This is a genomic window from Hymenobacter sp. ISL-91 (genome assembly GCF_018613725.1).
GTDB lineage: Bacteria > Bacteroidota > Bacteroidia > Cytophagales > Hymenobacteraceae > Hymenobacter.
This window is the reverse complement of record NZ_JAGGPS010000034.1, coordinates 21192-28086: the sequence shown is the minus strand read 5'-3', so window position 1 is coordinate 28086 and position 6895 is coordinate 21192. Positions and strand designations below refer to the sequence as shown.

6 protein-coding genes and 1 pseudogene are annotated in these 6895 nt (G+C 53.6%); 3 read left to right on the top strand and 4 right to left on the bottom strand.

The window, feature by feature from the left end; all coding sequences use genetic code 11:
* Nucleotides 1-140: 140 nt before the first annotated feature.
* Nucleotides 141-1031 (bottom strand): ABC transporter ATP-binding protein, encoded by an 891-nt coding sequence (locus J7E24_RS13745; RefSeq protein WP_215138727.1) that lies wholly within the window; start codon nt 1029-1031, stop codon nt 141-143.
* Between the two features lie 219 nt (nt 1032-1250).
* Here J7E24_RS13745 and aspS point away from each other — a divergent pair, with 219 nt between their 5' ends.
* Complete coding sequence (gene aspS / locus J7E24_RS13740) at nt 1251-3017, top strand: aspartate--tRNA ligase (RefSeq protein WP_215138726.1); 1767 nt, start codon at nt 1251-1253, stop codon at nt 3015-3017.
* A 39-nt stretch (nt 3018-3056) separates the two neighbouring features.
* Here the strand turns inward: aspS and J7E24_RS13735 are convergent, their stop codons facing one another.
* Together J7E24_RS13735 and J7E24_RS13730 are read right to left on the bottom strand one after the other, a co-directional pair.
* Nucleotides 3057-3611 (bottom strand): HEPN family nuclease, encoded by a 555-nt coding sequence (locus J7E24_RS13735; protein ID WP_215138725.1) that lies wholly within the window; start codon nt 3609-3611, stop codon nt 3057-3059.
* 10 nt (nt 3612-3621) lie between these two features.
* Entirely contained in the window at nt 3622-4413 is a 792-nt protein-coding gene (locus J7E24_RS13730) for a hypothetical protein (RefSeq protein ID WP_215138724.1), read from the bottom strand.
* Between the two features lie 211 nt (nt 4414-4624).
* Between J7E24_RS13730 and J7E24_RS13725 the strand changes: the two genes are divergently transcribed.
* Both J7E24_RS13725 and J7E24_RS13715 read left to right on the top strand, forming a co-directional pair.
* Complete coding sequence (locus J7E24_RS13725; RefSeq protein ID WP_215138723.1) at nt 4625-4828, top strand: hypothetical protein; 204 nt, start codon at nt 4625-4627, stop codon at nt 4826-4828.
* Between the two features lie 478 nt (nt 4829-5306).
* Nucleotides 5307-5507: pseudogene (locus J7E24_RS13715) on the top strand (amino acid--tRNA ligase-related protein); the annotation flags it as partial.
* Between the two features lie 191 nt (nt 5508-5698).
* Here the strand turns inward: J7E24_RS13715 and J7E24_RS13710 are convergent.
* Nucleotides 5699-6811, bottom strand: coding sequence for a S41 family peptidase (locus J7E24_RS13710; protein WP_215138722.1), 1113 nt, complete (start codon nt 6809-6811; stop codon nt 5699-5701).
* Nucleotides 6812-6895 lie beyond the last annotated feature (84 nt).

Genomic DNA, 6895 nt, shown 5'->3' with positions numbered 1-6895 from the left:
ATCTAGGAGCCAAGGAAGCCAGGAGTTAGAAGGGAAAAGGAACGATGTGGGGGCGGGGCTTGCCCCCGCCCGCCATTCGCGCCGTTTCAACGTTAGTCGCCCAACGGCGGGCGGGGACAAGCCCCGCCCCTACGTCGTGCTTACACTTCGGCTCCTGCTGTTTCGGCCTGGGCAATGCGGGCGAAATACACGTCTTCCAGCGTGGGTTCCACCGAATCGTAGTCGGAGCCGGGCTGGGTGGGGGCCACCACATGCACAATGGTGCGGCCGGCAAACAGTCGGGTCGAAATGACCTGTTGCTCCTGCAGCAGCGCAGGCAACTGCTCCTTGTCTACTTCGCGGCGCCACACCTGGCCCCGCAGTTCCTGCATCACTATCAATGGGTCGCCGGTGAGTAGCACCTGGCCCTTGTTGATGATGGCCATGTTGCGGCACAGGTCGCTCACGTCGCCCACAATGTGGGTGCTCAGAATTACGATGATGTTCTCCCCGATTTCGGCCAGCAGGTTGTGGAAACGGTTGCGCTCGGCCGGGTCGAGGCCGGCGGTGGGCTCATCTACGATAATCAGGCGCGGGTTGCCCAACAGGGCCTGGGCAATGCCGAAACGCTGTTTCATACCACCCGAGTAGCCACCCAGGTTCTTTTTGCGCACCTCGTACAGGTTGGTGCGCTGCAACAGGCCCGCCACTATTTCGCGCCGCTGTTTGCTGTCAGCAATGCCCTTGAGCACTGCGAAGTGGTCGAGCAGCTGCTCGGCCGAAATTTTGGGGTACACGCCGAACTCCTGCGGGAGGTAGCCCAGCACCCGCCGCACGCCGTCTTTGTCGCGCAGCACATCCAAATCGCCCAGCATAATGCTGCCGCTGTCGGCTTCCTGCAAGGTGGAAATCGTGCGCATTAAACTCGATTTCCCCGCCCCGTTGGGGCCCAGCAGCCCGAACATGCCGGTCGGGATGGTCAGGTTGACGTCGCGCAGGGCTTGGGTGCCGTTGGCGTAGGTTTTGGAGAGATGTTCGATGCGAAGTTCCATAGAAAGGGAAGGAAGGAGGATAACAGGCAGATGATTAGCTGCTTTAAGCGGTTGCCTGAAGGGTGCTCAACAAACATAGAAAAACATGCATAAGCAACCGGCGCTTTTCAACGAACCGGCCCTGGCAGGGGGCTAACGGGCCGACGAAGGGTGTATCGTTCGTTCATCGATAGCATTACACGGAAAACCAATCTAGTATCTTCGCCAAAAATTAGATTTATGCTCCGGACCCACACCTGCGGCGAATTGCGCCCCGAACACATTGGCCAAACTGTTACGCTCTGCGGCTGGGTACAGCGCACCCGCGACAAAGGCGGCATTCTGTGGGTGGATCTGCGCGACCGGTACGGCATCACCCAGTTGGCGCTCGAAGAAGGCGTGGAAACGGCCGAGGTGCGCGAGCAGGCTCGCCAGTTGGGCCGCGAGTTCGTCATCTGCGTGACCGGCACCGTGGTCGAGCGGCACTCCCAAAACGACAAAATGCCCACCGGCGGCATCGAAATCCGGGTTGAGAAACTCGACGTGCTCAACCCCGCCAAGCTGCCACCCTTCCTGATTGAGGACGACACCGACGGCGGCGACGACCTGCGCATGAAGTACCGCTACCTCGATTTGCGCCGCAACCCCGTCCGCCAGAACCTGATGCTGCGCCACCGCGTCGCCCAGGCCACGCGCCGCTTCCTCGACGGCCAAGAGTTCATCGAAGTGGAAACGCCGGTGCTCATCAAGAGCACGCCCGAAGGCGCCCGCGACTTCGTGGTGCCTTCGCGCATGAACCCCGGCGAGTTCTACGCCCTGCCCCAGAGCCCCCAGACGTTCAAGCAGCTGCTGATGGTGTCGGGCTTCGACCGGTATTTCCAGATCGTGAAGTGCTTCCGCGACGAAGACCTGCGCGCCGACCGTCAGCCTGAGTTCACTCAGATTGACTGCGAAATGTCGTTTGTGGAGCAGGAAGACATCCTGAGCACCTTCGAGGGCCTGGTGCAGTACCTGTTCCGGGAAGTGAAGAACCTGGAAATCGGGACGCTGCCCCGCATGACCTACGCCGACGCCATGCGCTTCTATGGCAACGACAAGCCCGACACGCGCTTCGAAATGAGGTTCGTGGAGTTGAACGACGTGGCCAAAGGCCACAGCTTCCCGGTCTTCGAGGCCGCCGAGCTGGTGGTGGGCATCTGCGCCACCGGCGCCGCCAGCTACACCCGCAAGCAGCTCGACGAGCTGACCGAGTACGTCAAGCGCCCCCAGATTGGCGCCACCGGCCTCGTGTACGCCCGCGTGGAAGCCGACGGCAACGTGAAGTCGTCGGTGGATAAGTTCTACGACCAGGAGGCGCTGCAGCAATGGAAAGCCACCTTCAATGCCCAGCCCGGCGACCTGCTGCTGCTGCTGGCCGGCCCCACCGACAAAACCCGCAAGGCCCTCTCGGAGCTGCGCCTCGAAATGGGCCAGCGCCTCGACCTGCGCGATAAGGACACCTTCTCGGCGCTGTGGGTGGTCGATTTCCCGCTGCTCGAATACCTGGAAGAAGAGGGCCGTTACTTTGCCATGCATCACCCCTTCACCTCGCCCAAACCCGAGGATATGGCCCTGCTCGACAACCCCGAAACCATCGGCCAGGTGCGCGCCAATGCCTACGACATGGTGATAAACGGCGTGGAAGTAGGGGGAGGATCCATCCGCATCCACGACCGCGCCGTGCAGGCCCGCATGTTCTCGTTGCTCGGTTTCTCGGATGCGGAAGCCCAGGCCCAGTTCGGCTTCCTGCTCGACGCCTTTGAATACGGCGCCCCGCCCCACGGCGGCATCGCCTTCGGCTTCGACCGCCTCTGCAGTCTCTTCGGCGGCGCCGACTCTATCCGCGACTTCATCGCCTTCCCCAAAAACAATTCGGGGAGAGACGTGATGATTGACTCGCCCTCTGAAATCTCCGACGCACAGCTCAAGGAGTTGAGCATTAAGACGGATGTGGCGGCGACGAAGTAGTTTTCGAAATACACTAGTCAGAGAGCGGTAACTTATACATTAGTCGCCGCTCTCTGGTCTATAAGTTTTTAAGTAAATATCAGCTACTAATAAAGCTAATTTTTTTAGATTGATTGTTGAAAATTCTACTTCAAAATCTACAATACCGGTCTGTGGTTCATTCCATAATTTGACGGCCGACCACCGGCCTTCCGTATTAATAGCTTCAATGTGCTGATGTGCTATTGAATTTCTGATTTTTCCTAAGAACCATCCTAGATTATATCTTGATTCTTTCGTAACTATTGAAAGATCTTTTTTGCTTAAATTTAGCCAAGAAATATTGCTGCATCCTAGTGTTACTCGGTCAATAGCTTCTTTTCTGTCAAAAAAAGTTAAAGTTGAAGGGATAATATCAAGAATAGGTTGCGAAAACACTTTGTTACCTATTCTTTTGCCTTTTCGGCTGTCGAATTCATTAGCGGCAATCAAGATGCCTAATAGACAATTGATAAGAAATGTTACTTCATATTCGCTGCCAATCGAATTGACTTCATTAAGAAGAGTCTGCGTACGTTCTACAATATCAACAGGATAGTTGGTTGACTCACTCATAAAACATTAGTTAGCGGCTACTGTACATTTCACTGTATACGCACTCAACTTCAACTCCAAAAGTAGCGAGATTGACTGATCCTTTCCATTCCGAAGACTCATACTTATGCCAATACAAGTTTTTGTCTTGGGTATATGAAAAATCAATACGATTCATTTTGTGATTTATTGAAATTATTAAAGGGTCTAAAACTTTTTTATTCACATTAGACAGAGAGCGTCTAATGTGATTTTCAATATTAAACGAATATGATTTTTGGTTAGAGAAGAATATTAATTTTGTTTCTACCTGTTCTATATATCTATGTTGGTTTGCTAAATCTTGTCTAGTAGAATGAAATGATAAAGAATCGTATCCCTTAGGTAATAATTCAAGTAAATCAGTAAAAATAACGGATGGAGCAGAGTACATGTCCTTGATATGACAAGGTAATCCAGAAACCATTTTCAGGAAACCATTACTATTTCTCTGGTGATTTTGTTCAAAAAACACATCAAGAAAATTTTTTATTATTTCAAAAGAAGGAAAATCAATGCAAAAAATAGATAGGTTTTTATTATCAATAAAATGAATTCTCGTAATTTCACCTTTGTACTCAACATACTGTGTTAGAATATGTAGAGAGTCAATGTGCTTTATTAAGCACATTGATTTCTGTATTTCGTCTCCGAGAGGGGTGCGTGAATTAATTAAATAACAAATGAGAGATGCTATTTGCTCTTTGTTTATCGGTTCAAATCCATTAAAATAATCATCGTATTCAATTACCCAAGCGCCATCTGATTCTGCTATCCTCTTCATGATAATTTTATTGTAGGTCTAGACAAATGCCTTCTCAGCCTAAGATGCGTGTCCAAGAGTTGGCTCGCCTAGCCAAAGCTAGACCTATTTCAGCAATATAAGTTGGAGCACGTTCTCTGTTTTTATGCATTAAGGTTACTTGAGGTCTCTAATACAATGTTTAACTCGTTGGTTGAGTACTGAAATGTACAAACTCTATTCTATAAACCACATGCCATTTCGTCTCGACCGCACCGCTTTCCACGCCGGTACCCACGAAGAAAACGCCCGCTACCACGCGCAGCAGCAGCCTGCTACGATGGAGGAGCGGCTGCGGGCCGCGGCTTACCTGAACAGCGTGGCCTACGGTTACGACCTCAATAATCCACCCCGATTAGACCGCACGGCCTTTTCCACACGCAAGCACAATGGCTGAAATGGGGAACCTGTTCAACGTTGACTTCCAGGATTTTCTGCGGGCGCTATGGACGGCTGAAGTGAAGTATGTGTTGGTAGGAGGCTATTCGGTTATTGCATGGTTACAGCCGCACCACCGGCGACCTGGATATTTGGGTGGAGCGGTCGGCCGATAATTATGAGCGGTTGGTGCGGGCTTTTCAGCAAGTTGGAATGCCAACTTTCGACATGACGCGCCCTAACTTTCTGAATAACCCGGCAATGGATGTTTTCACGTTCGGCCGGCCGCCGGTAGCCATCGATATCATTACGGAGTTGAAAGGATTAGCCTTCGAAGAAGCATACGCTGTCGCCTCCATTCCTCCATTCGGGAAGTGGAAAATGTTACGGTGCGCCTGATTCAGTACCAGCAGCTACTCGAAGTTAAAAGAGCTGCCGGCCGCCCGCGGGACTACAACGATATTGAGAACCTGCGGCAGCGCGAAGAATAATCGCGCTTCTACCTCTCGCCCCACGGCGGCATCGCCTTCGGCTTCGACCGCCTCTGTAGCCTCTTCGGTGGCGCCGACTTCATCCGTGACTTCATCGCCTTCCCTAAGAGCAATTCGGGTAGAGATGTGATGATTAATTCGCCTTCGGAAATTTCGGATATGCAGTTGAAAGAACTGAGCATTAAGACGGACGTGGTGGCAAAATAAACGGCGCTTCTTTTCTTGAACACAACGGCGGCCCCTGATGAATCAGGGGCCGCCGTTGTGTTCAAGAAAAGAAGCGCCGTTGATACAGTTTTCTCTTGTGTTACAGATTAGGTGGAAAATTGTGCGGTAATGTGGCCTTAAGTCAAAATGATGCGAAATAGGCACTGCATTGGTGAATTATATACAGTCGGTTAGCGGCGTAGCACATTGCGGGCCACTTCCAGTGCCTTTTGCAGCACCGAGTCGTGACCCTGGGCGAGGGCCGCGGGTGTGTTTTCTGCCAGAATGTTCGGCTGCACGCCTACGTCTTCCAGTTGCTGGCCGGCAGGCATGGTGTAGCGCTGGTTGGACAGCGTGATTTCGAGGCCGTTGGGCAGGTGTACACTATACATATCAGAGAGCATGCCCTTGGTGGCGGTGCCTACCAGTGTTACATTGGGGCGTTGAGTTAGAGAAATCGTCAGGTCCTCGGCCGCGCTGGCGGTCTGGTCGGAGGTGAGCACTACCAGCGGGCCAGGGAAGCGGGGGCCGGCTGCAGGCGTCACGTAGCAGGGCTCGGGCGCTGAGAAGTGCTCGTAACCGCCGGGTTGGCGCAGGGCTTTATGGTTGGCCAGGTAGCGCTCTGCTGCAAAGTGGCCCGCCAGCTCGTAGCCGCTGTGGCCGCCGCCGTTGTCGCGCAGGTCCAGCAGCAGCACCTGGCAGCCTGCCAGGCTACGGAGGGCTTTCGAAAAGAGCTGCTCCAGCTTCCGGTGGTCGGCCTGCTCCTGTGCCTCGATACCGATGGCGCCGGTAATATCGGCAAAGCTGCGCGTGAGGTGCAGGTAACCGATGGGGCCATTGCGGCTGATGTAGAGTAGGTGTCTGCCCTTGAATTTGGGGCCGCTGGCTTTGATAGGAGAGAAGCCAGCAGCTCGTAGCTGCTGGTAAGCTACGAGCCAGAATGCCGGCTGCACTGCTCGGAAATGCTGTTTGAACGAGTTGCGGGTACTTTCGCCCTTGAACAATGTTGTTTCACCGCGCGAAATGGTGATGTGCCCATCGCGCAACGGCCCAACCATCCGACTGAACAAAGCCACCAGCGAATCCGGGGGCGTTTGGGCGGTTACCTGGGGGCGTGACACGCGGTAGGTGGAATCCCAATCCACCTTTTTCAGCGGGAAGAAAGCATAATTGTCGCGGAAGGCTTGCCAGAATTGCTCAAAGCTTTCCTCGGGCAAGCTAAGCGGCGCCGACGTTTGGGCTGCCCCCGCCAGCGAGAGGCTCAGTAATGCGGTAATCAGCAGAGTAAAGCGTTTCGTCAGCATAAAGAGTAGGGGAGGGAAGGGCCGCAAAGCTGCGTTGCCGCTTACTTGAATGCAAAGCGCCCCCACCAGCTGGCAGGGGCGCTT

Bases quoted from the DNA above. Each gene is read 5' to 3' on its own strand.
- J7E24_RS13730 (WP_215138724.1), bottom strand. From the start codon at position 4,413: ATGAAGAGGATAGCAGAATCAGATGGCGCTTGGGTAATTGAATACGAT.
- J7E24_RS13710 (WP_215138722.1), bottom strand. From the start codon at position 6,811: ATGCTGACGAAACGCTTTACTCTGCTGATTACCGCATTACTGAGCCTC.
- aspS (WP_215138726.1), top strand. From the start codon at position 1,251: ATGCTCCGGACCCACACCTGCGGCGAATTGCGCCCCGAACACATTGGC.
- J7E24_RS13745 (WP_215138727.1), bottom strand. From the start codon at position 1,031: ATGGAACTTCGCATCGAACATCTCTCCAAAACCTACGCCAACGGCACC.
- J7E24_RS13725 (WP_215138723.1), top strand. From the start codon at position 4,625: ATGCCATTTCGTCTCGACCGCACCGCTTTCCACGCCGGTACCCACGAA.
- J7E24_RS13735 (WP_215138725.1), bottom strand. From the start codon at position 3,611: ATGAGTGAGTCAACCAACTATCCTGTTGATATTGTAGAACGTACGCAG.